General features: G+C 73.0%; 22 protein-coding genes, 1 pseudogene and 1 riboswitch. Of the genes and pseudogenes, 10 read left to right on the top strand and 13 right to left on the bottom strand.

Going from position 1 to position 23,901, the window contains the following annotated elements; genetic code table 11:
• The first annotated feature begins 2 nt into the window (after positions 1 to 2).
• Both AB0N90_RS07680 and AB0N90_RS07675 read left to right on the top strand, forming a co-directional pair.
• Positions 3 to 1,286, top strand: coding sequence for a histidine kinase (locus AB0N90_RS07680; protein ID WP_361667533.1), 1,284 nt, complete (start codon positions 3 to 5; stop codon positions 1,284 to 1,286).
• Positions 1,287 to 1,310: 24 nt separating this feature from the next.
• A complete protein-coding gene (locus AB0N90_RS07675) occupies positions 1,311 to 1,937 on the top strand; it encodes a response regulator transcription factor (protein WP_365193761.1) in 627 nt (208 codons plus the stop codon).
• Between the two features lie 34 nt (positions 1,938 to 1,971).
• Here the strand turns inward: AB0N90_RS07675 and AB0N90_RS07670 are convergent, their stop codons facing one another.
• On the bottom strand, positions 1,972 to 3,402 hold the full coding sequence (locus tag AB0N90_RS07670; protein ID WP_365193759.1) for an MFS transporter: 1,431 nt from the start codon (positions 3,400 to 3,402) through the stop codon (positions 1,972 to 1,974).
• 87 nt (positions 3,403 to 3,489) lie between these two features.
• On the bottom strand, positions 3,490 to 4,677 hold the full coding sequence (locus AB0N90_RS07665) for a beta-ketoacyl synthase N-terminal-like domain-containing protein (protein ID WP_365193758.1): 1,188 nt from the start codon (positions 4,675 to 4,677) through the stop codon (positions 3,490 to 3,492).
• 160 nt (positions 4,678 to 4,837) lie between these two features.
• On the opposite strand from AB0N90_RS07665, the gene AB0N90_RS07660 reads away from it, so the two are divergent.
• From AB0N90_RS07660 to AB0N90_RS07640, 5 genes are all read left to right on the top strand, one after another.
• Positions 4,838 to 6,583 carry an MFS transporter gene (locus AB0N90_RS07660; RefSeq protein ID WP_365193756.1) on the top strand — a complete coding sequence of 582 codons (1,746 nt, stop codon included), beginning with the start codon at positions 4,838 to 4,840 and terminating at the stop codon, positions 6,581 to 6,583.
• 158 nt (positions 6,584 to 6,741) lie between these two features.
• On the top strand, positions 6,742 to 7,395 hold the full coding sequence (locus tag AB0N90_RS07655; protein ID WP_365193754.1) for a class I SAM-dependent methyltransferase: 654 nt from the start codon (positions 6,742 to 6,744) through the stop codon (positions 7,393 to 7,395).
• Positions 7,396 to 7,417: 22 nt separating this feature from the next.
• A complete protein-coding gene (locus tag AB0N90_RS07650; RefSeq protein WP_365193752.1) occupies positions 7,418 to 8,314 on the top strand; it encodes an N-acetylmuramoyl-L-alanine amidase in 897 nt (298 codons plus the stop codon).
• A 115-nt stretch (positions 8,315 to 8,429) separates the two neighbouring features.
• Entirely contained in the window at positions 8,430 to 9,206 is a 777-nt protein-coding gene (locus tag AB0N90_RS07645; RefSeq protein ID WP_365193750.1) for a hypothetical protein, read from the top strand.
• Between the two features lie 105 nt (positions 9,207 to 9,311).
• The gene (locus AB0N90_RS07640) at positions 9,312 to 10,322 is read left to right on the top strand and encodes an LLM class F420-dependent oxidoreductase (protein WP_365193748.1); all 1,011 of its coding nucleotides are present in this window, start codon (positions 9,312 to 9,314) and stop codon (positions 10,320 to 10,322) included.
• Positions 10,323 to 10,336: 14 nt separating this feature from the next.
• On the opposite strand, the gene AB0N90_RS07635 is transcribed toward AB0N90_RS07640, so the two are convergent.
• The 4 genes from AB0N90_RS07635 to AB0N90_RS07620 form a co-directional block, all read right to left on the bottom strand.
• Positions 10,337 to 10,924: a hypothetical protein gene (locus AB0N90_RS07635; protein WP_086806495.1), complete on the bottom strand. Its 588-nt coding sequence runs from the start codon at positions 10,922 to 10,924 to the stop codon at positions 10,337 to 10,339.
• Between the two features lie 116 nt (positions 10,925 to 11,040).
• Positions 11,041 to 12,108, bottom strand: coding sequence for a prenyltransferase (locus AB0N90_RS07630; RefSeq protein WP_365193745.1), 1,068 nt, complete (start codon positions 12,106 to 12,108; stop codon positions 11,041 to 11,043).
• A complete protein-coding gene (locus AB0N90_RS07625) occupies positions 12,105 to 12,851 on the bottom strand; it encodes a class I SAM-dependent methyltransferase (protein WP_361667562.1) in 747 nt (248 codons plus the stop codon). The genes AB0N90_RS07630 and AB0N90_RS07625 overlap by 4 nt, the downstream gene beginning before the upstream one ends.
• Positions 12,845 to 14,308 (bottom strand): glycosyltransferase family 4 protein, encoded by a 1,464-nt coding sequence (locus AB0N90_RS07620; RefSeq protein ID WP_365193743.1) that lies wholly within the window; start codon positions 14,306 to 14,308, stop codon positions 12,845 to 12,847. The genes AB0N90_RS07625 and AB0N90_RS07620 overlap by 7 nt, the downstream gene beginning before the upstream one ends.
• Before the next feature lie 220 nt (positions 14,309 to 14,528).
• Between AB0N90_RS07620 and AB0N90_RS07615 the strand changes: the two genes are divergently transcribed.
• Positions 14,529 to 15,143, top strand: coding sequence for a TetR family transcriptional regulator (locus tag AB0N90_RS07615; protein WP_365193742.1), 615 nt, complete (start codon positions 14,529 to 14,531; stop codon positions 15,141 to 15,143).
• 15 nt (positions 15,144 to 15,158) lie between these two features.
• Here the strand turns inward: AB0N90_RS07615 and AB0N90_RS07610 are convergent, their stop codons facing one another.
• The gene (locus tag AB0N90_RS07610) at positions 15,159 to 15,392 is read right to left on the bottom strand and encodes a ferredoxin (RefSeq protein WP_361667569.1); all 234 of its coding nucleotides are present in this window, start codon (positions 15,390 to 15,392) and stop codon (positions 15,159 to 15,161) included.
• A 3-nt stretch (positions 15,393 to 15,395) separates the two neighbouring features.
• Positions 15,396 to 16,847: an aldehyde dehydrogenase gene (locus AB0N90_RS07605; protein WP_365193741.1), complete on the bottom strand. Its 1,452-nt coding sequence runs from the start codon at positions 16,845 to 16,847 to the stop codon at positions 15,396 to 15,398.
• Positions 16,848 to 16,968: 121 nt separating this feature from the next.
• On the opposite strand from AB0N90_RS07605, the gene AB0N90_RS07600 reads away from it, so the two are divergent.
• On the top strand, positions 16,969 to 18,000 hold the full coding sequence (locus tag AB0N90_RS07600) for an MBL fold metallo-hydrolase (protein ID WP_365193739.1): 1,032 nt from the start codon (positions 16,969 to 16,971) through the stop codon (positions 17,998 to 18,000).
• A gap of 40 nt (positions 18,001 to 18,040) precedes the next feature.
• Positions 18,041 to 18,364, top strand: a pseudogene (locus AB0N90_RS07595) (nuclear transport factor 2 family protein); the annotation flags it as partial.
• Here the strand turns inward: AB0N90_RS07595 and AB0N90_RS07590 are convergent.
• The 5 genes from AB0N90_RS07590 to AB0N90_RS07570 form a co-directional block, all read right to left on the bottom strand.
• Positions 18,348 to 19,754: an FAD-dependent monooxygenase gene (locus tag AB0N90_RS07590; RefSeq protein WP_365193736.1), complete on the bottom strand. Its 1,407-nt coding sequence runs from the start codon at positions 19,752 to 19,754 to the stop codon at positions 18,348 to 18,350. The pseudogene AB0N90_RS07595 and the gene AB0N90_RS07590 overlap by 17 nt on opposite strands.
• A gap of 111 nt (positions 19,755 to 19,865) precedes the next feature.
• Positions 19,866 to 21,047: an MAB_1171c family putative transporter gene (locus tag AB0N90_RS07585; protein ID WP_365193733.1), complete on the bottom strand. Its 1,182-nt coding sequence runs from the start codon at positions 21,045 to 21,047 to the stop codon at positions 19,866 to 19,868.
• Between the two features lie 16 nt (positions 21,048 to 21,063).
• Positions 21,064 to 22,200 (bottom strand): MAB_1171c family putative transporter, encoded by a 1,137-nt coding sequence (locus AB0N90_RS07580; RefSeq protein ID WP_365193730.1) that lies wholly within the window; start codon positions 22,198 to 22,200, stop codon positions 21,064 to 21,066.
• Entirely contained in the window at positions 22,197 to 22,742 is a 546-nt protein-coding gene (locus tag AB0N90_RS07575; protein ID WP_365194720.1) for a toxin, read from the bottom strand. The genes AB0N90_RS07580 and AB0N90_RS07575 overlap by 4 nt, the downstream gene beginning before the upstream one ends.
• A 204-nt stretch (positions 22,743 to 22,946) precedes the next feature.
• Positions 22,947 to 23,618, bottom strand: a complete 672-nt coding sequence (locus tag AB0N90_RS07570; RefSeq protein WP_365193727.1) for an aminoglycoside phosphotransferase family protein — start codon at positions 23,616 to 23,618, stop codon at positions 22,947 to 22,949.
• A 99-nt stretch (positions 23,619 to 23,717) separates the two neighbouring features.
• Positions 23,718 to 23,795, top strand: a riboswitch (cobalamin riboswitch).
• Positions 23,796 to 23,901 lie beyond the last annotated feature (106 nt).

Here is a 23,901-nt window from a genome sequence, read left to right as displayed (position 1 = left end):
ATATGTCGGGATGGCGGAGGGTGCGGTGCCAGGCGCGGGCCTGGCAGGCGGCGCGGCTGGAGTGGAAGGCGGAGCTGGAGCGCTGGAAGGCGGAGAACGAGCGGTTCAAGGCCGCCTCGCGGGACGCACGGAAGCGGGGCGAGACTCCGGCCCTCAGCGATCCCGGGCCGCCGCCCACCGGCTTCGCGCTGCTGCCCTGGCTGCTGATGGGGATGGGGGCCTTCGCCAATCTGCTCCAGGGCCGGACCCCGGACCCGCTGATCGGCGGACTGGGTCTGTTCGCCTTCAACACCCTGTACATCTACGTCACCTTCCGCTCCTTCGACCGGGCCAGGCGCGAGGAGCCGCGCACCCGGGTGGCGCTGCTGCTGATGGGCCTGCTGACCACGGGTCTGGCGGTCGGCTACGGCGGCAACTGGCTGATGTTCTTCCCGCTGCTCGGCCTGGCCACGGGCGCCGCCCTGCGCGGGCCGTGGCTGGGCCGCTCGGGGATTCTGCTGGCGGTCTACGCGGCCGCGCTGTCCGGGGTGCGCGGCGACTGGTCGGACGCGACGAACATCGGTTACGCCACGTTCCTTTCCACCATGGTGACCGCCGCGATCCTCGGACTGTCCGAGGCGGTACGGGAGTTGCGTGCCGCCCGTGAGGAACTGGCCCGGCGCGCGGTGGAGCAGGAGCGGGCGCGCTTCTCCCGCGATCTGCACGATCTGCTGGGCCACACCCTGTCGGTGATCGTGGTGAAGTCGGAGGCGGCCCGTCGGCTGGCCCCGCGCGACATGGACGCGGCGCTGGGCCAGATCACGGACATCGAGTCGGTGGGCCGGCAGGCGCTGACCGAGATCCGGGAGGCGGTCACCGGCTATCGCGAGGGCAGCCTCTCGACCGAACTGGACCGCGCCCGTTCGGCGTTGACGGCGGCGGGCGTCGAGCCGGTCTTCCGCAGGTCCGGCACTCCCCTCGCGCCGCAGACGGAGGCCCTGCTGGGCTGGGTGGTCCGGGAGGCGGTCACCAATGTGATCCGGCACAGCGACGCGGGCCGCTGCGAGATCGCCGTGGCGGGCGCCGCGGAACGTGTCCGGCTGACGGTCACCGACGACGGCTCCGGCACCCCGGTCAGCCGCCCCGCCCCGGGCATCGGCGGCACCGGCCTCACGGGCCTCACCGAACGCCTGGCCGCCGCGGGCGGCTCCCTCACGGCGGGCCCCGCGGCACGCGGCGGGTTCACGGTGACGGCGGAACTCCCGCTGGTGGCGCAGGAGCTGGCGGCGGCGCCGGATCCTTCGTGAGGCGGTCGGCCGTACGCTGACCCCATGAACGAGACACCCCGGGGGGCGATCCGGGTTCTGCTCGCCGAGGACCAGGGCATGATGCGCGGCGCGCTCGCCCTGCTGCTCGGGATGGAGGCGGACATCGAGGTCGTGGCGCAGGTGGCCGCGGGGGACGCCGTCGTGGCCGCCGTGCTCCGGCACCAGCCGGATGTCGCGCTGCTGGACATCGAGCTGCCCGGGATGAGCGGGCTCGACGCGGCGGAGGAGCTGCGGACGCGGGCGCCGGGCTGCCGGGTGCTGATCCTGACGACCTTCGGGCGGCCGGGGTATCTGCGCCGGGCCCTGGAGGCCGGGGCGGCCGGGTTCCTGGTCAAGGACGGGCCGGTGGAGGAGCTGGCGGCGGCGGTGCGGCGGGTGCTGGCCGGGGAGACCGTGGTCGATCCGGCGCTGGCGACGGCCGCGCTCAGCGCCGGGCCGAATCCGCTCACCCCGCGCGAACGCGAGGTGCTGACGGCGTCCGTGGACGGGGCGACCGTCGCCGATGTCGCGGGCCGGCTGCATCTGTCCGAGTCCACCGTGCGCAACTACCTGTCCTCGGCCATCGGCAAGACCGGCACCCGCAACCGCGCGGAGGCGGTGCGGGAGGCCCGTCAGCAGGGGTGGCTGTGAGACCGGTGCGGACGGAGCCGCCCCCGGCGGACGCTCACTTCTGCGGCAGATGGCGCGGCAGCCACAGCGCCATCAGCACCGCCCCGCCCAGCAGCACCGCCGTGGAGGCCCGGAAGGCCAGCGCATAGCCGTCGGTCAGGGCCTGGGGCCCGGTGCCGGTGCCCGTGCCGGACGCGGCGATGGTCGACATCACCGCGAGACCGAGCGAACCGCCCATCGTGCGCGAGGTGTTGACCAGGCCCGAGACCACCCCGGCCTCGCCGACCGCCGCCCCCGAGGTCGCCAGCGCGGCCAGCGGGGTCATCGCCAGACCGCCGCCCAGCATCATCAGGATGCCCGGACACATGATCGCGGTGACATACGCCTCGTGCGCGCTCATCGTGGACTGCCAGGCGAATCCGCTCGCGCCGATCAGCGTGCCGAGCACCGCCACGAAGCGCGGCCCCGCCGTCCGCATCAGCCGCGGCGCCACCTTGGAGCCGATGATCACGGCGAGCGAGCTGGGCACGAGCGCGGCACCGGCCGCCAGCGGGGAGTAGCCGAGCACGTTCTGCGCGTACAGCGTCATGAAGTACCACATGCAGAACATCGCCGAACCGGACACCAGCATCGCCGCGTTCGCCGAGGCCACCGGGCGCCGCCGCAGCAGTCCGAGCGGCATCAGCGGGCCCGGGGTCCGCGCCTCGACCAGCAGGAACAGGGCGATCAGCAGCACCCCGGCGGCCAGCGGCAGCAGGCTCGCCGGGTCGGTCCAGCCCATTTCCTGGGTGCGCGAGATGCCGTACGCCAGCGTGCCAAGACCGGCGGTGACCAGCAGCGCGCCGGGCAGGTCGAGGCGGCGGCGGTCCCCGGCGCGGCTCTCCACCAGCCAGCGCAGCGAGCCGGCCAGTACGACCGCGCCGACCGGCACATTGATCAGCAGCACCCAGCGCCAGGACAGCACGTCCACCAGGACCCCGCCGACGAGTCCGCCCGCGGCGCCGCCGCCCGCGCCGACCGCGGCCCAGGTGGCGATGGCCCGCGCGCGGGCGGCGCCCTCGGGCACCGCGGCGGTCAGCAGGGTGAGCGTGGAGGGCGCGAGGACCGCCGCGCCGAGTCCCTGCACCGCGCGGGCGAGCAGCAGTTGCCAGCCCTCCTGGGCGAGGCCGCCACCCAGCGAGGCCAGGGTGAACAGGCCGAGGCCGACGAGGAACATCCGCTTGCGGCCGTACAGGTCGCCGGCCCGGCCGCCGAGGAGCATGAACCCGGCGAAGGCGATCGCGTACGCGTTCACCACCCATTGCAGGCCGGAGACGCTGAGGCCGAGGTCCGTGCGCATGGACGGCAGCGCGACGTTCACCACGGAGACGTCCAGCACCACCAGGAACTGTCCGGCGCAGGCCAGCGCCACCACCAGCCAGGTCGGGGGTGTCGTACGTCGGGATATGAGGGGCGGGGTGTCGGCGGTCTCCAGCATGGATGTCATGGTCTCAGGCCCGTTACGGTCCTTGCATCGGCATTTCGGACCAGGGGGTCCTACTCCGTGCGGACTACGTCACCCCGCCCGCCCTGATCACACCGCCTTCAGTACGGTCACCACCGCCGCCCCGCCAAGACCGATGTTGTGCGCGAGCCCCACCCGCGCCCCCTCGACCTGCCGCGGACCCGCCTCGCCCCGCAGCTGCCAGACCAGTTCGGCGGTCTGGGCGAGTCCGGTCGCGCCCAGCGGATGCCCCTTGGAGATCAGTCCGCCCGACGGGTTCACCACCCAGCGGCCGCCGTACGTCGTCGCGCCGGACTCGGCCAGCTTCCCCGACTCCCCCGGCTCGCACAGGCCCAACGCCTCATAGGTGAGCAGCTCGTTGACCGAGAAGCAGTCGTGCAGCTCGATCACGTCGACGTCCTCGATGCCGAGCCCGGCGCGGTCGTACGCCTGCCGGGCGGCCGCGCGGGACAGCGGCTGTCCGACGACGTCGATGCAGGAGCCGGACGCGAAGGTCTCCTCGGTGTCGGTGGCCATCGCCTGACCGGCGATCTCGACGAGACCGGTCAGCGCCCGCCGCTCGGCGAACCGTTCGGAGACGACCACGGCCGCCGCGGCGCCGTCGGAGGTGGGCGAGCACTGGAGCCGGGTCAGCGGCGGGTGCACCATCGGCGCGGCGAGGATCCCGGCAATGTCGTACACGTCCCGGAACTGGGCGTTGGGGTTGTGCGCGGAGTGCCGGTGGTTCTTGGCGGCGACGGCGGCGAGCTGCGCCTCGGTGGTGCCGTAGCGCTCCTGGTGCTCGCGGGCCGCGGCGGCGAAGAGCTGTGCGGTGGGCGGGGTGCGGGCGAAGCCGTGCCGGGCGGCCATGACGCCGTAGTGGCGGGCGACCGGGGAGGCGGCGAGGTCGCCGGAGCCGGCCCCGCCGCCGAGCGAGCCCCTGCTCATCTTCTCGAAGCCCAGGGCGAGGACGCAGTCGGCGGCGCCGCCCTCGACCAGTTGGCGGGCGAGCATCAGCGCGGTGGCGCCGGTGGCGCAGTTGTTGCTGACGTTGTAGACGGGGATGCCGGTGAGCCCCAGTTCGTAGACGGCGCGCTGGCCCGCGGTCGAGGGCTGGAAGCAGTACCCGACGGGAACCTGTTCCACCTCGCCGTATCCGATCCGGGCGTCCGCGAGCGCGGCCCCACCGGCCTCCCGCACCATGTCCCAGTACTGCCAGTCACGGGTCTCGGGCTTCTCGAACCTGGTCATCCCGACCCCGGCTACATAGGCCTTCATGGCGCGCAGACTAGAACGCGTTCCATAACATGGCCATCCCTGACGCCAACTCAGAAACCCATAGGATGGTCAAATAATCTTTAGAGGCCCGAAGCAACGGAATAGTTGCCCGTGCATACGAGGTTTACCCCGCACTTATGTCTACGGGAGGCCGCACTCAATGACCCACACGACGACCGACGCACCGCGGCGCGAGGCGAGCGGGGCCGTCGTCCCGGTGCTCGCCTTCGCGGGCATCGTGGTCGCGGTGATGCAGACCCTGCTCGTGCCGGTCATCAAAGACCTGCCGCTGCTGCTGCACACCGCGCCCAGCAACGCCACCTGGGTGCTCACCTCGACCCTGCTGTCCGGCGCCGTCGCCACCCCGATCATGGGCCGGCTCGGCGATCTGTACGGCAAGCGGCGCATGCTGATCGCCAGCCTCGCCGTGATGGTGATCGGCGCGCTGGTCAGCGCGCTCACCAGCCAGCTGCTCGTCATGATCGTGGGCCGTACCCTCCAGGGCTTCGCCATGGGTGCGATCCCCCTCGGCATCGGCCTGATGCGGGACATGCTGCCGCGCGAACGGCTCGGCTCGGCGATGGCCCTGATGAGCTCCTCCATAGGCGTGGGCGGCGGCCTCGCCCTGCCCGCCGCCGCGCTGGTCGCCCAGCACATGAACTGGCACGCGCTGTTCTACGGCGCCGCCGGCCTCGGTGTGCTCGCCATCGCCCTCACCCTGCTCACCGTCCCCGAGTCCCCGATGCGCGCGGCGGGCACCTTCGACCTGCCCGGCGCGCTCGGGCTCTCCGCCGGTCTGGTGCTGCTCCTGCTGCCCATCACCAAGGGCAGCGACTGGGGCTGGTCCTCGGCGACGACGCTCGGCCTGTTCGTCGCGGCCGTGGTCGTCCTCCTCCTGTGGGGCCTGTACGAGCTGCGCGCCAAGGCGCCGCTGGTCGACCTGCGCACCACCGCGCGCCCCGCGGTGCTCTTCACCAACCTGGCCTCGATCATGGTCGGCGTCGCGTTCTACGTCGTCTCGCTCGTCCTGCCCCAGCTGCTCCAGCTGCCGAAGGCCACGGGGTACGGGCTCGGCCAGTCGATGGTCGTCGCCGGTCTGTGTGTGGCGCCGCTGGGCCTGACGATGATGTTCACCGCGCCGGTGTACGCCCGTCTCTCCGCCCGCTACGGCCCGAAGACCACCCTGATCATCGGCCTCCTGATCATCGCGATCGGCTACGGCGGCGGGCTCGGCCTGATGCAGGCGGCCTGGGAGACGATCGTCACGTCCGTGATCCTCGGCGCGGGCATCGGGCTGGCGTACTCCTCGCTGCCCGCGCTGATCGTCGGCGCGGTCCCGGCGTCGGAGACGGGCGCGGCGAACGGGCTCAACACGCTGATGCGGTCGATCGGTACGTCCGTGTCGAGCGCCGTCATCGGCATGGTGCTCGCCAACACGGCGCACACCGTGGGGGGTACGGCGATCCCGACGATGCACGGGTTCCGGGTGTCGTTCCTCATCGCGACGGGGGCGGTGGCGGCGGGTCTGGTGCTCGCCCTGTTCCTGCCGAAGGCGGGCCGCCCGGTGCGGCAGGTGCGGCTGCGGGCCAGCAGCGAGGAGGACGAGGCCGTGCTGGAACTGGCGGAGGAGGTGCTGCGGGGGTTCCGGGGGCGGGTGCTGGACGCGACCGGTGTGCCCGTCGCCCGCGCCAAGGTGACGCTGATCGACCACCGCGGCCGGCAGGCCGGGGCGGCGGTCTCCGACGAGGCGGGCCGCTATGCGCTCGCGGTGCCGGCGCAGGGTGCGTACGTCCTCGCGGCGCGGGCGCACGGCCATGGGCCGCTCGCTTCCGCGGCGACGCACTCCGGTGAGGAGCGGGCGATCGATGTGGACCTCGCGCTGCCGGGCGAGACGGTGAGTCTGTAGCGGATCTCCGTGACGCGATCGGCTGTGTCGCGGCGCGCGCCGCGTCGTGGCCGATCGCACGGTTCCCCACGCCCCTTCAGGGCGCCCCACGTAACCCCTGTTGAAAGACGTGCGGCAGCATGGGGTGCGCACGCTGCCGTACGACTGAAAGGGCGCCCATGCCGGTCATCGCCCCCCAGCCCGAGATTCTCGCCGCGTTCGAGGCGGCCAAGGGGTTCATGCCCGTGGACGAGGGGCTGGCCCTGTACGCGGCGGCGGTGGAGGCGGGGGCGCTGGGGCTGCCCCTGCTGGAGGTGGGGACGTACTGCGGGCGGTCGACCGTGCTGGTGGCCGACGCGGCACGGGCGGCGGGGGTGACCGCGCTGACCGTGGACCATCACCGGGGCAGCGAGGAGCAGCAGCCGGGCTGGGACTACCACGACCCCGAGACCGTGGACCCCGAGGTCGGGCTGATGGACACGCTGCCCACCTTCCGGCGGACGCTGTTCAAGGCGGGCCTCGAAGAGCATGTGATCGCCCTGGTCGGCCGGTCGCCGCAGGTCGCGGCGGTGTGGGGCGGCCCGCTGGGCTTCGTCTTCATCGACGGCGGCCACACCGACGAACACGCCACCGCCGACTACGAGGGCTGGGCCCCGCACCTCGCCGACGGCGGACTGCTCGCCATCCACGACGTCTTCCCCGACCCGAAGGACGAGTTCACCGGCCAGGCCCCCTACCGCATCTACCTCCGCGCCCTCGCCTCCGGCGCCTTCACCGAAATCACCACCACCGGTTCCCTGCGGGTCCTGCGACGAACGGGGGCGAGGATCTGAGGTCCCGGTTAGAGTCGCTGACGTGTCATACACAGATCCGGAATCCGAACTCCCGCGGCAGCGTCGTTCCCGGCGGGTGCCGATGGTTGTGGCCGGTGGGGCCCTGGTGGTCGGGGGGCTGGTCGGGTGGGGGGCGTATGCGGCGGGCGGCGGGGGGTCGGGCGAGGGCAAGGGTGTGGCGAAGCCGGTTGTGCGGAGTTCGCCGTCCGTTGCGGCGAGTGCCGACGGCAAAGCGGTCGCGCCGCTCAAGGGCAAGGTCGTGGTCATCGACCCCGGGCACAACGTGGACAACTTCCGGCACACGGCCGAGATCAACCGCCAGGTGGATGTCGGCAACGGCCGCAAGGAGTGCGACACCACCGGTACGTCCACGAACGACGGTTACGCGGAGGCGCGGTTCACGCTCGATGTGGCGCACCGGCTGAGCGCGCTGCTGGAGCGGCAGGGTGCCACCGTGCGGCTGACCCATGACGAGAAGGGCCCGGACTGGGGGCCCTGCGTGGACGAGCGGGCGGAGATCGGCAACAAGGCGCACGCGGACGCGGCGATCTCGATCCACGCCGACGGGGCGCCGGTGGGCGACCGGGGCTTCCATGTGATCCTGCCGGGCCCCGTGCACGCGGGCGGTGCCGACACCCGGCCGATCGTCGGGCCCTCGCGCGATCTGGGTGAGCGCATCGCCTCGGACTTCCGGCGGGTGACCGGGGAGCCGCCGTCCAACTACATCGGCCACGGCACCGCGCTCGATACCCGCACGGACCTCGGCGGTCTCAATCTGTCAACGGTTCCCAAGGTGTTCATCGAGTGCGGCAACATGCGCGACGGCACGGACGCCGCCCTGCTGACCAGCGGCTCCTGGCGGCAGAAGGCCGCGCAGGGGATGTCTGAGGGAATCGTGAGTTTCCTGCGCGAGTCCTGACCGGGGCCTCGACCGGCCGGACAGCCGGATCTTGCGGACGGTAGGGTCTAGCGACGACGAGACGACTCACGAAGGACCTGAAGTGAACATCCGCTCCCTCACTAGAGGCGACGGCGTGGTGATCGGAGCAGCGGTGTTGCTGTTCATCGCGTCGTTCCTCGATCTCTACTCCTACTCGGCCGCCGGATACTCGGGCAGCCAGGGCGTGTGGGACAACCTCGGGACGGGCCTCGGCACGTACATGGGGGCCGTCATCGGTGCCGTACTGATCGTGCTCAACCGCTGCCTGCCGCAGCCGCGCAAGGTGCTCGGCCTGGATCTCGGCGTGGTGGGCACGGCATTCACGGTCCTCTCCGCCTGGACCCTGTTCTGGACGCTGGTGGACGTGCCGTCCGGGCTCAGCGCGGGCGCCGGGCTCGTGCTCGGGTTCATCGCCGCGCTGGTCCTCGCCGGTGCCGCCGTCGCCGCCCCGCTGGTTCCGGCGCTCCAGGGCGCGCTGGTCCCGGCGCCCAAGCCGGTCGCGCCGAGCCCGTACGGCGCGCAGCCGCCCGCCGGTTACGGCTACCCGGGCGCCCAGGGTACCCAGGGTGCCCCGCAGCAGCCGTACGGCGCCCAGCCGCAGCAGGGTCAGCCGTACGGATCGCCGCAGCCGGCGCCCGCGGGGGGTGCCGCGCCGCAGCAGGCCGCTCCGGCGGACTTCTCGCCGTTCTGGTTCGCGGTGCCGGTGACCCGTCCGCTGTTCGCGGAGGACGGTTCGCCCGCCCCGATCGCCGAACTGGCGCCGGGTACCTGGTACTTGGCGGTCGAGCAGCGTGGCGCCACGCTGATCGCCCAGACCCAGGACGGCCGTCGCGGCGTGCTCCAGGACACCTCGGGCATCCAGCGCGGCTGAGCAGCCACACCGAAGGCCACGGCCCCTCGCCCTTCCGGGCGGGGGGCCGTTGTCGTACAGTCGCCTCCCTGCCATTCAACTGACGGTGCGTCAGAAGGAGGGGGCATGCGGCTCGGTCTCGCGCTCGGGTACTGGGGACGCGGCCCGGACGCCGCCCATGTGCCGCTCGCCCAGGAGGCGGAACGGCTCGGTTACGACTCCGTGTGGACCGCCGAGTCCTGGGGCTCGGACGCCTTCACCCCGCTCACCTGGATCGCCGCGCGGACCTCGACGATCAAGCTGGGTACGGCCGTTGCCCAGATGGCGGCGCGCTCCCCGGTCACCACCGCCATGCACGCGCTCACCCTGGACCATCTCTCCGGCGGGCGGATGATGCTGGGGCTCGGGCTGTCCGGGCCGCAGGTCGTGGAGGGCTGGTACGGCCGCCCGTTCCCGGCGTCGCCGCTGACCGCGACCCGGGAGTACGTGGACGTCGTACGGCAGGTGCTGCGCCGCACCGCGCCGGTGTCACTGGACGGGCGGTTCCATCCGCTGCCGTACCGGGGGCCGGACGGCACCGGGCTCGGCAAGCCGCTCAAGCCGATCACCCATCCGCTGCGGGCCCGGCTTCCCGTGCTGCTCGGCGCGGAGGGCCCCCGGAACGTGGCGCAGACAGTGCGGATCGCCGACGGCTGGCTGCCGCTGTACTGGGCGCCGGACCGGCCCGAGGTGTACGGCGACGCGGTGCGGGACCTGCCCGCGGGGTTCCGGGTGGCGCCCATGGTCCGGGTGCGGGTCTGCGACGACGTGGCCGAGGGGCTGCTGCCGGTGAAGGCGATGCTCGGCTTCTACATCGGCGGCATGGGACACGCCTCCCGGAACTTCCACGCCGATCTGATGGCCCGGATGGGATATCCCGAAGCGGCCCGCCGGGTACAGGAGTTGTTCCTGGCGGGGCGGCGGGAGGAGGCGGTGCTCGCCGTGCCGGACGCCTTCGCCGACGAGATCTCGCTGGTCGGTCCGCGCGAACGGATCGCGGAGCGGCTGGAGTCATGGCGAAAGGGCCCGGTGACCGACCTGCTGGCCCTGTCACCGGACCCCTGCACCCTCCGCGTACTGGCGGAGCTGAACTCCTAGGCGCTTCGGGGGACTTACTGGCCGCCGCTGCGGAGCTGGCCCGCCGTCGGCACCTTGTTCTGGACCGGGGCGCCCGCGCCCTTGCCCGCGTCCTTCACATTGTTGATGACGTTGTTGAAGTCGCTCGCCGCGCCGGTGTCACCGTGCCGCAGCTTGGCCGGCAGGTCCTTCAGGTTCTCGATGCTCTTGCTCAGCGGCGCGAGGGCCTTGGAGAGCAGCGGGTCGCCCTTGGCGTTGCGCTCGGCGGCCTTCAGCCGGTTGTAGGTGAACAGACCGGCGACACCGGCCTTCACCAGGGCCAGCCTGCGGCCATGGGCACCCTTCTTGAACTTGCCCGCCTTCCACGGCTTGTAGATCCACTCGTAGGTGGCACCGGCCGCGAGGCCCGCGTTCGCCACGAACCTGGTCTTGGCGAACCGCTGCTTCTCGGCGGAGGTGGTGGGGCTGGGCTCGGCCGCGGGCTGGTTCAGCGCCGCGGCGGTGACTGCCGTCTTGGTGTTGGTGTGGGAACCGGCGTTGCTGTTTCCGCAGGCCGTGCCACCGGCCACCAGGGCGCAGCACACGGCCAGCGCCAGGCAGAGACGCCGTATCGGTACAGGCACGAGGTCCTCCCGACGTGTCTTTCCGAGTGGGGAGCTTCCTTCTCCACCGTTACTCCGCACACGCGGTTACGCCACTCGGGGGAAACGCCGGGAGGACGGGGCCTACGACGGACAGGTCAGCAGCAGTCCGGGTCCAGGCCCGCCGGGAGGTACATGCCGCCGAAGACCGCGCAGGTCGCCTCGTGACCGCCGAGCGCGGCGACCGCGAGCAGCAGGGAACCCGCCGTCCAGGTGGTCAGTTCGCGCGGCCAGATCGCCTCGTCGTCGAAGACGTAACCCGTCCAGTACAGACCGGAGTCGGCGTCCCGCAGATGCTGCACGGACTTCAGGATCTCCAGGGCCCGGTCCGACTCCCCCACCGCCCACAGCGCGAGCGCCAGTTCGCAGGACTCGCCGCCGGTCACCCAGGGATTGGGTACGACACAGCGCACTCCGAGGCCGGGTACGACGAACCGGTCCCAGGACTCGGCTATCCGTGCCTCGGCCTCCGCGCCGGTCAGGGCGCCGCCGAGGACCGGGTAGTACCAGTCCATCGAGTAGCGGTCCTTGTCCAGGAACCGCTCCGGGTGCCTGCGGATCGCGTGCCGCAGCGCGCCGGCCGCCAACTCCCAGTCGGGCTGCGCCTCTTCACGCTGCTCGGCGATGGCGAGCGCACAGCGCAGCGCCTGGTGGATGGAGGAGCTGCCGGTGAGCAGGGCGTCCGTGGTCGGTGTCCCGTCCGCGTCGCGCCGCCAGCCGATCTGCCCGCCGGGCTGCTGAAGGCCGAGCACCCATTCCACGGCCGCGTAGACGCAGGGCCACATGCGGTCCAGGAACGTGTCGTCGCCCGTGGAGAGGTAGTGGTGCCAGACGCCGACGGCTATGTACGCCACGAAGTTGGACTCGCGGGCGCGGTCGGTGACCTCGTCATGGGCGCCGTCCGCGTAGGCCGCGTACCAGGAGCCGTCCTCGTTCTGGTGCCGGGCGAGCCATCGGTAGGCGCGCTCGGCGGCCTCGTGCTCACCGGCCGCGTCCAGGGCCATCGCGGCCTCGGTGTGGTCCCACGGGTCCAGGTGGTGGCCCCGGAACCAGGGGATCGCGCCGTCCTCCCGCTGGGCGCCGAGGATGCCGCGTACGGTCGCGGCGGCCTGCTCGGCGGTGAGGACTCCGGGCAGGACGAGATGTTCTGTCCGGGGGGTGGTCACTGGGCGGCCGCCTCCTCGGCGAGCCGGGGCAGGTGCGGCTTGGTCGCGTAGACCACGAAGCTCTTGCCCATCACCGGGTTGAGGGTGCGCTCGGCGAGCCGGGTGGCCAGCGGCTTCTTCATGATGTCCCAGACCAGGAGCTTGTGGTACGCGCGCACCGGCAGCGCCTTGTCGTTGTCGACGCCGAAGGCGCACTTCAGCCACCAGTAGGGGGCGTGCAGGGCGTGCGCGTGGTGGCTGCCGTACGGCTTCAGACCGGTTTCGCGGACCTTCGCCACCAGCTCGTCCGCCTTGTAGATGCGGATGTGGCCGCCCTCGACCTCGTGGTAGGCGTCGGACAGCGCCCAGCAGACCTTCTCCGGGCCGTAGCGGGGCACGGTGATCGCGATCCGGCCGCCGGGGCGCAGCACGCGCACCATCTCGGCGAGCACGCCCTTGTCGTCGGGGATGTGCTCCATCACCTCGGAGATGATCACCACGTCGAACGAGTCGTCCGGGAACGGCAGCGCCAGCGCGTCGCCCTCCATCGCGGTCGCGGTGGCGCCCTCGGGGGCCTCGCCGGCCTCCTTCATCGCCGCGAACCACTTGGTGACCTCGCGGATTTCCTCGGCGTTCTGGTCGAGGGCCACGACCTGGGCGCCGCGCCGGTAACACTCGAACGCGTGCCGGCCGGCTCCGCAGCCGAGGTCCAGGACGCGGTCTCCCGGGGCGATGGGGAACCGGGAGAAGTCGACGGTCAGCACGTGGCCCTGCTTTCGGGATAGACGCTGGTGTCACTCGGAGGGGTCGCGGCGACGGCGACGCCGGCCGGGGCCGCGTCGGCGGCCTCGGCGGGGGCCGCGGGGCGGCCGGGGTTCAGGGGCGCGGAGCGGTGGGGGCCCGCGGCGCGGGACGCGGGCGCGGAGCGGGCGATGGCCTCGCGGTACCGCGCCACCGTGCCCTGGGCCGCGCGGGCCCAGGTGAAGTTGGCGAGGACCCGCTCGCGGCCCGCCGCGCCGAGCCGGGCGCGCAGCTCGGCGTCGCCCAGCAGCCGGCCGAGGCCCGCCGCCAGCGCTCCCGCGTCGCCGGGCGGCACCGCGAGGCAGGTCTCGCCGTCGCGGCCCGCGACCTCGGGGATCGCGCCGCCGGTGGTGGCGAGCAGCGGGGTCCCGGTGGCCATGGCCTCCGCGGCGGGCAGCGAGAACCCCTCGTACAGCGAGGGCACGCAGGCGACCTCGGCGGAGCGGATCAGGTCGACCAGTTCGGCGTCCGAGATGCCCTTGACGAACTCGACGGCGCTCTGGAGGCCGTACCGTTCGACCGCCTGGGCGACCGGCCCCTCCTCGGGGCGCTTGCCGACGACGACGAGATGCGCGGCCGGGTGCTCGGTGCGCACCTTGGCCAGCGCCTCCACGAGGAACACCAGCCCCTTGAGCGGCACATCGGCGCTGGAGGTGGTGACGATCCGCCCCGGTACCTCGGGCACCGCCGGATTCGGCGCGAACAGATCGGTGTCGGCGCCGATGTGCACCACATGGATGCGGTCCTGCCGCACCCCGAGGTGGTCGACGATCTCCTGCCGGGAGCTGCCGGAGACGGTGAGCACCGAGGGCAGCCGGCGCGCGACCCGCTTCTGCATCCGGGTGAAGGCGTACCAGCGGCGCACGCTGTACCGGCGCTGCCGGCCCTCGGCCGCGTCCAGTTCCAGCTGCCGGTCCACGGTGATGGGGTGGTGGATGGTGGTGACCAGCGGCGCGCCGACGTCGCCGAGGAGGCCGTAGCCGAGGGTCTGGTTGTCGTGGACGACGTCGAAGTCGCCGCGCCGGGCCCGCAGCATCCGGCGGGCGCGCAGCGAGAAGGTGAGCGGCTCGGGGAAGCCGCCGGTCCACATCGTGCCCACTTCGAGGGCGTCGATCCAGTCCCGGTACTCGCCGCGGCCGGGGGTGCGGAAGGGGTCGGGCTGGCGGTAGAGGTCGAGGCTCGGCAGCTCGGTCAGGGTGAGCGCGGGGTAGCCCTCGTCGAGCACGGGGTAGGGCTGGGAGCCGATGACCTCGACGCGGTGTCCGAGGCGGGCCAGCTCGCGCGAGAGGTGCCGTACGTAGACGCCCTGCCCGCCGCAGAACGGGTTCCCTTTATAGGTGAGGAGCGCGATGTCGAGCGGTCGCTCCCCGTCGGCGGCGAAGTCCTCACGGGCACCCGCTTCCCGGGCCTCGGCGGTCACTCTGTGCCCCCTTCTGCCTGCACTGTCCCGCGAGACTACGACGGGACGCTAATCTAGAACAAGTTTCAGACTTGATCGTTCAAGAGCCTCTGAATCTACCGGCAGGTAGGGGTGCTGTGAGCAGTGGATCAGGTGATTCGCGCCACGGCGCGCGGCCCTGCCATGCTGTCTGATCACGTGCCCTACCGACACCCTCACCGATTGTCACGGAACGGGACCCATGCCCCCGGAAGCCAGTACGTCGCGCACCCCCTCGCCGCCCCTCACGGAGCGTCAGGAAGCCCGCCGTCGCCGGATCCTGCACGCGAGCGCGCGACTGGCGGGCCGGGGTGGGTTCGACGCGGTGCAGATGCGCGAGGTGGCCGAGTCCTCCCAGGTGGCCCTGGGCACGCTGTACCGGTACTTCCCGTCCAAGGTGCATCTGCTGGTGGCCACCATGCAGGACCAGCTGGAGCGGATGCACGGTACCCTGCGCCGCAAGCCGCCCGCCGGTGACACCGCGGCCGAGCGGGTCGCCGAGACCCTGATGCGGGCCTTCCGGGCCCTGCAGCGCGAGCCGCATCTGGCCGACGCGATGGTCCGCGCGCTGACCTTCGCGGACCGCAGTGTCAGCCCCGAGGTGGACCAGGTGTCCCGGCAGACCACGGCGATCATCCTGGACGCGATGGGCCTGGACGACCCGGGCCCCGAACAGCTCTCCGCCGTCCGGGTCATCGAGCACACCTGGCACTCGGCCCTCATCACCTGGCTCTCCGGCCGTGCCTCCATCGCCCAGGTGAAGATCGACATCGAGACGGTCTGCCGGCTGATCGACCTGACCACCCCGGAGGAGTAGCACGGCCCTCCCCGCTCACTCCTCGGGCGGGAACACCGGCTCCCCGCTGCCCCGCAGGGTGATCGAGATGGCCTCCGCGGGACAGGTCTCGGCCGCCGTGAGGACGGGTTCGGCGGCGTCGGTGTCCTGCTCCGTCGGACGGGACTGGCGGGCGGAGTCGAGGCGGAAGTGCTCCGGCGCGTGGTGCAGGCACTGCCCCGAGCCGATGCACAGGGAGCGGTCGACCTCGATGTGCCAGCGGTCGGCCACGGCTCACGCCCCCGCCGGGAGGTGGATCATCTTGTGCTCCAGGTAGGCGCCGTACCCCTCGGGCCCGAACTCCCGCCCGATCCCGGAGTTCTTGTAGCCGCCGAAGGGGCCCAGCATGTCCAGGCTGAAGGTGTTGACGCTGTAGGTGCCGGTGCGCACCCGGCGGGCGACCTCGATGCCGCGCTCGACGTCGGAGGTCCATACGCTGCCGGAGAGGCCGTACTCGGAGTCGTCGGCGATCCGTACGGCCTCCCGCTCGTCGCCGTACGGCAGCAGGCAGACGACCGGTCCGAAGATCTCCTCGCGGGCGATCCGCATGGCGTTGTCGACGCCCCCGAACAGGGTCGGCTCGACGTACCAGCCGCGCTCAAGGCCTGCCGGACGGCCGCCGCCGGCGAGGACTTTGGCACCCTCCTCCTGGCCGACGCGGATGTAGTCGAGGCTGCGCGCCTGCTGGCGGCGGGCGACCAGCGGGCCGACCTGGGTGGCGGGGTCCAGCGGGTCGCCGACCACGAGGTCGGCCGCGGCGCGGGCGAAGGCGTCGGCGAACTCGTCGTAGCGGGCGCGCGGCACGAGGATGCGGGTCTGGGCCACGCAGGCCTGCCCGTTGTTCATCCAGGCCGCCGGTACGATCCCCGCGACCGCCGTCGCGAGGTCCGCGTCCGGCAGTACGACCGCCGCCGACTTGCCGCCCAACTCCAGTGTGACCCTGGTGAGTTGCCGGGCCGCGACCGCCATCACCCGCTTGCCGGCGGCGAGGGACCCGGTGAAGGACACCTTGTCCAGGCCGGGATGCCCGACCAGGTACTCGCTGACCTCCCGGTCGGCGGGCAGGATGGACAGGACCCCCTCGGGCAGCCCGGCCTCGCGGGCGATCTCGCCGAGCAGATAGGCGTCCAGCGGGGATTCCGGGGACGGTTTGAGTACGACGGTGCAGCCGGTCAGCAGCGCGGGCGCGAGCTTGGCGGCGGCGACGAACTGGGGCACGTTCCACGGCACCACGGCCGCCACCACGCCGACCGGCTCCCGGCGCACCAGCAGCGGCCCGAGGGCGCCGTCGCGCCGCTCCTCGTACACGTACTCCCGGGCCACGCGGATCGCGGAGTCCCACACCATCATCGCGCCGAGCGCCTGGGCGAGGACGCTCCAGGAGTACGGGGAGCCGTTCTCGGCGGAGATCACCCGGGCGATCTCCTCGTGCCGGGCGGCGATGCCGTCCTTGATCCGGGTGACGACGCCGATCCGCTCCTCGGGGGTCATGCGCGGCCAGGGTCCCTCGTCGAAGGCCCGGCGGGCCGCGGCCACCGCCCGGTCCACGTCCGCGCGCGAGGCGTGCGGGACCCGGCCGATGACCTCCTCGGTGTGCGGGGAGATCACCTCGATGACGTCCTCGCCCAGCGGCTCGGCCAACTCCCCGCCGATGTACAGCTGTCCGTGTTCCACGAGCCCGGTCATGGCTGCCTCCCAGCGCGCCGCCTGCCGCACACTACTTTCTGACGATGCATCAGAACTGATATCAGTTCCAGTAATAGTGGGCAATGGTCGGGTCGGAGACCGGCGGGCAGAGGGGCGGGCCATGGCGCAGACGTTCGATCACGGCGGGGGCGTGCGGTCGATCCGGGTGCCCATCCCGGACAACCCGCTCGGCTACACGCTGGTGTACGTGGTGGACACCGACCGGGGGCCGGTGCTCGTCGACACCGGCTGGGACGACCCCGGGTCCTGGGACGCCCTGGTGGCGGGCCTCGACGCCTGCGGCACCGCGGTGCCGGAGGTGACCGGGGTGGTCGTCACCCATCACCACCCGGACCACCACGGGCTGTGCGGGCGGGTGCGCGAGGCGTCCGGGGCGTGGGTGGCGATGCACGCGGCGGACGCGGCGATCGTGCGCAGGACCCGCGAGGCGCGGCCCGAGCGGTGGTACGCGTACATGGCCGCCAAGCTGACGGCGGCGGGGGCGCCGCGGGAGCAGGTGGCGCCGCTGCGGGCGGCCGCGGCGGGCGGCCGTGAGCTGCCCCGGTTCTCCCCCGCGCTGCCGGACCGGGAGATCGTCCCCGGTGAACTCCTCGATCTGCCGGGCCGCCGGCTGCGCGCGATCTGGACCCCGGGGCACACCCCGGGCCATGTCTGCCTGCATCTGGAGGAGGAGCATCCGGGCGAACTCCCGGGCCGGGGCCGCCTGTTCAGCGGCGATCACATGCTGCCCGGGATCACCCCGCACATCGGCCTGTACGAGGATCCGGACGACGCGACGGTGACCGATCCGCTCGGCGACTACCTCGACTCCCTGGAGCGGGTCGGCCGCCTCGCCCCCGCCGAGGTGCTGCCCGCGCACCGGCACGCCTTCACCGACGCGCCCGCCCGGGTACGGGAGTTGCTCGACCACCACGAGGAGCGGCTGCGGGGCCTCCTCGCCCTGCTCGCCGTCCCGCTCACCCCCTGGCAGCTGGCCGAGCGGATGCGCTGGAACCGGCCCTGGGCCGACATCCCGCCCTCCTCCCGCACCATCGCCGTCTCGGAGGCCGAGTCCCATCTGCGCCACCTCCACAAGCAGGGCCGGGTGGAGCCGGTGCCGGGGAGCGATCCGGTGACGTACGCGGCGGTGTGAATTCCCTTCGCGACCAGGACTCTTGGGCTGGTACACAGGCTGGGAGTGGCCGCCGCCCGGGGACGGGCGCGCGGTGCGGGGGCGGGCGGCGCTGCGGGAGTACTTCGGCGGGCGCCCCGCCGACCGGCTCTCCCTGCGGCTGATGTCCAACGTCCTGGTCACGGTCGTCTCCCCGCATGTGGCGACGGCGGTGTCGTACTTCTCCACCCACCGTGTCGACGGCTGCACCGGCGGCCTGGTGCCCGCCGGGCCGCCGGTGCAGATCGGGCACTACGAGGACCGGTTCCGCCACACCGGCGGGCGCTGGCTGCTCGCCTCCCGGGTGCTCCACCTGCCCTTCGGCGGCCCTACGCCCAGGGTGTGAGGCCGGACAGGAAGTCCCGTTCGGCGGCCGTCAGCGGGGGGCCCGACAGGGCGGGCAGCGGGGATCCGGTGAGGGCGTGCAGCAAGGCGTCCGGGCGGAAGAGGCGGGCGGGCGCGGTGCGCAGGGTGGTGACGTCCCAGAGGGCACAGGCCGCGCCGTAGGAGCCGGTGGCCGCGTGGTTCAGGCGCCGGGAGTAGGCGGCGGCCAGCCGGTCCCCGAGCGTCGGACGGCCGCCCTCCACCCCCGGGTAGAGGACATCGGTACTGACGGCCGCCGTCCACGCGCCCCGGGTCGCACGGGCCACCGCCCGCTGCACCCGCCGGGCCAGGCCCGGCGCCTCGATGCCGTACGCGCGCACCGCCTGTGCCAGCGCGCGGGCGCCGAGCGCGGCGGCGGACATGCCCTGCCCGTAGATCGGGTTGAAGGTGGCCGCCGCGTCCCCGATCGCCACCAGGCGCTCCGGCCACCGGCGCGCGTCCTCCAGATACCGGCGGGAGTTGCTGGTGCTGCGGCTGACATGCACCGGGCCGAGCGGCTCGGCGGCCTCGATCAGCCGGCCCACCAGGGGGCTCGGCAGGTTCAGCGCGTAGGCGACGAAGGCGTCCGGGTCCTTCGGCGGCTCGCTGCCGCGCATCCCGCCGAGGCTGACCATCCATCTGCCGTCCTCGATCGGCACGATCATGCCGCTGCGGCCGGGCCGCCCGCTCCAGGGGTCGGCCTGCACCAGGGTCATCGGCCAGTCCGGGGCGCCGGGCGGGACGCGGTAGACGCGGGTGGCGTTGGCCAGGCCGCTGTCGACATGGCGTTCGCGGATGGCGCCCACGCCGAGGACGTCGAGCCAGGGCAGCAGCCGGGTGCCCCGGCCGCTCGCGTCCACCACCCAGTCGGCGTCCAGGTCCTCGGGCGGGCCGCCGTCGGCGTCTGCCAGCCGTACGCCGGTCACCCGGCGGGCGCTGCCGCGCAGCCCGCTCACCCGGGCGCGGCGCACCGTGACCCGGGGGTGCGTGTCCAGCACCGCCCGGCGCACGCCCCATTCGAGGAGCGGCCTGCTCGCGGTCATGGTGATGAAGGTGCGGTGCCGCCAGCGCCGGAACCAGCCCGTCGGGGCGAGTGCCAGCAGGTCCGAGCTCAGCGCGGTCTCCCTGGCGCCGGCCGCCACCAGCCGCCCCCGCAGGTCGGCCCCGGGGAGCAACTCCTCCATCACCGCCATGCCGCCGGGCATCAGCAGATGGGCGTGCCGGGACTGGGGCACTCCCCTGCGGTGCTCGGCCGCCTCGGGCAGCTCGTCATGGTCGAGTACGACGACCTCGGCCACGGCGGGCGCGAGCGCGGCGGCGGCGAGCAGACCGGCCGGGCCGGCCCCGATGACAACGGCTCTTCGTGCGTTCACGGTTCCCCATTCTTCTGGTGAGGCGTCCCGGTGGGACGCCCGGTGACACGTGCGCATAGATATCGCCCCGGCCCCCCGCACCGGGCGGACGGGTGCCTCGGCCGGGCCCGCTCAGCCGCGGGCGGCCCGTGCCGCGCCCTCGCGGGCCGCGCTGACGACCGGTGATCCGGCCAACGCCCTGGCCAGCCGCACCAGTTCACCGGTGTCGGAGAAGAGCGCGGTGTGCAGCCGGGAGCCGCCCTCCGGTTCGGGGCTCTCCGGGGGCCGCGGCCGCCCCGCCTGGTGGGCCGCGTCCACGACCATCGCGGCCGCCGCGATGAAGTGCGCCTCGCCCGGCGGGCTGCCCTGGCCGCGGGCCTGCCGGTACGCCGTCTCGCGCACCCGGCCGTCGCAGCGGGACTGGAGGGCGAGCAGCGCGTCGAGGATGCGCAGCTCGCGGTAGTACAGCCGGCCGCGCGGCAACTGCCAGCGCGGCGGGGCGGGTTTGGACGCGGTCGGCACCTGCCGCAGCTCCGCCCACAGGGGGCCCAGCGCCCGGTAGGCCCAGATGCTGCGCCACTGGGCGAGGGTCGCGGGCAGCAGCCGGGGCAGCACGAAGCCCGCCGCGCACAGCAGGGCGCCCAGCGCGGCGGCCCGCGGGGCCAGGCCGGTGGACAGCCGGTCCAGGTCGTACCCCGCCCAACGGGCCACGACCGCCGTCGACTTGGCGCCCTCGAAGCCGAGCACGTCCACGGCCAGGCCCGCCATGATGAGCCGCAGCCCGGTCCGCAGGATCCCGGTCACCTCCCGGGACCAGCGCAGGCACACATAGATGGTGATCAGCGCGCAGGCGCCGTGCCCGAGGAGATACAGCACGATCATCTCGCGCATGTACGGCGTGTTCGCGTAGTAGGTGTCGAGGTCCCGCAGCCGTTCGACGGGCGCGTGGGCGAGCGCGAACAGGGTGATGACGGCGATGATCAGCAGGCTGTACACGGTGGCGACCCGCACCACCTGGCTCCGCACCCGGTCGGCGGGCCCCCCGCGCCAGTTGATCAGCAGGATCAGCAGGGAGGCGCTGTAGGCGGAGATGACGCTGTAGGTCATCGGGGCGCCGAAGTTGGGGACATGGGTGAGGTCGTTGACCGCGCCCAGGGTGACGGGGGCCGAGCAGAAGAAGCAGAGCCCGCCGAGGAAGATCGACACACAGGTGGAGGCGGTCAGCGGGTCCCGCAGGGCGAGGCGCGGCCGGCGGAAGATCAGCAGGGCGGTCACGGTGAACAGGCTCGCCACCGTGTACACGATCAGGCTCATGGTGCGGCGGGCCCCTTCAGCACACGGCCAGGGCGCGGTCGCCGCTGTCCTCGGCGAGGGCGTCGGAGACACGCAGCAGCACCGGGAGGTCGGGGTGGTCGGCGAGCGGTACGACCGGGTCCGCCCGCTCCTCGTACGGCGCACGGACGGCGGCGGCGATGACGGCGGCCCACGCGGCGGCCTCCGCCTGCTGCGGGTCGGCGCCGGACCGGGCCCGCTCGGCGTACGTCTGCCGGAACAGGCTCTCGTCCAAGTGGCGCCCCAGATAGTGCAGTCCGTTGTAGATGGAGCTCTGCCGCCAGGTCAGCCAGCGGGTGGCGGAGGGCCACAGCGGGCGCGGCGCGCGCAGGCTCTCGCGGGTGAGCAGCCCGGTCAGCGTCCGCTCCAGCGGGCCGAGCCGGGCGTACGCCCGCCAGCAGCGCGCCCGGACGGCCAGGAAAGGGGCGAACAACGGGATCACGATGCCGATGACGGTGATCGCGGCCCCGAGTCCGGCGCAGGCCGCCGGGAAGGTCGTGGCGAGCACGGACCAGTCCCGGCCGCACCAACGGGCGGTCACGGCGAGGAGTTTGGCCACGCTGTAGCCGCAGCCGACGAGGTTTCCGGCACCCATCATCAGCAGGCCCGTGCGCAGCGAGCCGCGCAACTGCCGGGCCCAGGACAGGGATCGGCACGCGGTGACGACGACGGCGGTCAGATGCGCGCCGAGGTACAGGACGATCATCTCGGCGATGTACGGCGTGGTGGCGTAGTACGTGTCGAAGTCCGTACGGCGCTCCACGGCCGCGTCGCCGAGCAGGAACAGGGCGGCGATGCCCGCGAGTACGGCGGTGTAGCCGAGGGTCCAGCGGCGGATCGCGCGTGCGGTGCCGGGGCCGCCGCGCCAGCGCATGACGAGCGCGAGGGAGGCGGCGCCGTACGCGGCGACGGTCCCGTACGTCAGCGGGGCGGCGAGGTTAGGCACGCCGCTGGCGTCGTTGACGAAGCCGACGGTGCCGGGGGCGCCGAGCAGGAAGCACAGCGAGGACAGGGCCAGCACGGCGCTGAGGGTGAGCAGGAAGGGGTCCCGCCAACGGCGCGCCAGATCGGGCGCCTTGGTCAGCAGCCCGAGCCAGAGCAGCCCGCAGCTGGCGTAGTTGATCACGTCGCTCATCTGGCCCCGCGGTAATTGAGGGCCGCGCCGATGCGCCCGGCGAGGTCGTCGTGGCCGGAGGTGTGCGCCGCGTACACGGAGTCGGGGGAGGCTTTCAGCCAGGGCCGCAGCCGGTCGCCGATCAGCATGCCGAAGAGGTCGGCGCGCTGCTCCGCGGCCTCCAGGAAACGGGTGCGGGCGGCGGTCGCCACGGTGCCGTCGGCGCCGGCGGGCGCGGGGGCGGTCTCGGTGTGCGCGGCACGGTGGGCGGGGTCGTCGTCGGCCATGTGCCACAGCTCGTGGCCCAGGATCACGAGCTTCATCCAGGGCGGGGCGTCGGCCTCGATGACGATGTCGTCGCGGCCGACGCGCTCGATCCACAGTCCGGTCGCGGAGGTCTCCGGCGGAAAGTTCGCCTGATGGACGACGATGGGGCGACCGCGCCAGCGGATCGCGGACTCGACCAGGGCGGCCAGCAGATCGTCGGGGTCGGCGGGGATCGACACGCGCAGGGGGTCGATCAGCTCGTTGGCGAACCGGCGCATCTTCCTGGTTGTCCGCACCATTCCCCCGGAGGCTGCGAGCGGTCACGTCTGACCGCAATATGCCAACTCCGCGCCGCTCGGGCCACCTTCACCCGGAACACCCGGTCGGCACAAACACGACTTACCACACCAACGGGACAGTGCCCGCCTCGTCCGCTGGCCGAAACAACCACTCCGCACTCCGGTGCGGCACTCTTACTTTCAGCCAACACGAAAGTGCGCTCAGGCCAGTCGCGCCAGCTGCCGCACCAACTCCCCCGCCTCTCCCAGCGATTCCGTCTCCTGCGCGCTCATCGTCGGATTGCCCGCCCTGCGCCGCAGCGCCTCCCCGACCCCCTCCTCGGTGAGCCGGGCGGGGTCGGCGAGCAGCGCTCCGAGCAGCGCACGGGCCGGGGCGGCGAGACCGCCGGGCCCCACGGCGACCTGGGCGAGAATCACCGCCGACATGCTCCAGTCCAGGGCCGGGCTCCCGTTCTCCGCGTTGGACCAGTCGATGACACGGGGCCCGTCCGGGGTGAGCATCACGTTGTCGGGGTGCAGATCCAGGTGCAGCACCCGCGCCCCGGGATCGGCCGGGTCCCGCCCGGGCAGGGCGTGCAGTCGGCGCAGCAGCCCGGCGAGCAGCGTGCCCGCCTCCACCGGGTCCACCCGGCCCTCGACGAGGGCGGCGAGCAGGGTCGGGCCGGACAGCCGCTCCAGGACCAGTTCGGTGCGCGAGCCGGTGGGGCGGACCCGGGGCGCCGGGTAGCCGTGCCGTCGTACGTACGTCATCACGGCCGCCTCGGCCGCCGCGTCCCCCCAGCCCTCGCGGTCGCGGCGCAGCACCCACGCGGTGTCGATCTCGTAGACGTCGGCCGTACGGCCCGAGCCGAGGAGCTTTCCCGGTGTTGTCATGGCCGTGACCCTAATCACCGTCACGGTGTGCTCACGGGCACTCGCCGGGTCCCGTGGGGCTGCCGGTAAAGTGGCGGGGTCGTCATCACACCCGTACGGGGGGAAGCCGGTGCAATTCCGGCGCTGACCCGCAGCCGTGAGCCGTTCCGAAACCGGAACCGGCGAGCCGGAACGCCCCGGGGCGGACGTGACCGGCTCGCGTGCGTCGGCCACTCGCCGCGCACGGCACCGTCGAGGTATACGGAGCCGAGCCGCCCGGGTCCCCTCCCGTGCGCTGCCCGGC

This window comes from Streptomyces sp. NPDC093018 (assembly GCF_040684035.1).
GTDB classification, from domain to species: Bacteria; Actinomycetota; Actinomycetes; order Streptomycetales; family Streptomycetaceae; genus Streptomyces; species Streptomyces murinus.
Note: the sequence above shows the minus strand (reverse complement) of the source record. Positions and strands in the feature narration are given on the sequence as shown.